The organism is Fulvivirga aurantia, from assembly GCF_009711475.1.
In the GTDB taxonomy this organism is placed as follows: Bacteria; Bacteroidota; Bacteroidia; order Cytophagales; family Cyclobacteriaceae; genus Fulvivirga; species Fulvivirga aurantia.
Genome location: NZ_SMMD01000033.1, coordinates 1 through 264 on the forward strand (window position 1 = coordinate 1; position 264 = coordinate 264).

Annotated in this window: 1 protein-coding gene; it reads left to right on the forward strand. The window is 48.5% G+C overall.

The genetic code is table 11. The annotated features are described in order from the left end of the window. Window positions 1-264, forward strand: a 264-nt coding sequence (locus tag E1176_RS00025) for a HAMP domain-containing protein (protein ID WP_155208563.1), incomplete at both ends; no start/stop codon positions are given.

Sequence of the window (264 nt, forward strand, 5' to 3'; positions counted from 1 at the left end):
GGTACCGAAGGTATACTTGGTGGTCAGGCGGAGGTGCCGGACATTGCCGGTACCTGGAAAGACCTGACGGAAAATGTAAACTACATGGCTGCCAACCTTACAGGACAGGTGCGGGAGATTGCTAATGTAGCAACAGCCGTTGCGAAGGGTGACCTGACACAAAAAATTACGATTGAAGCAAGAGGTGAGATCTCTGAGTTGAAGGAAACGATCAACCAGATGGTGGACTCACTCAATATTTTCTCAGATGAGGTAACAAGGGTT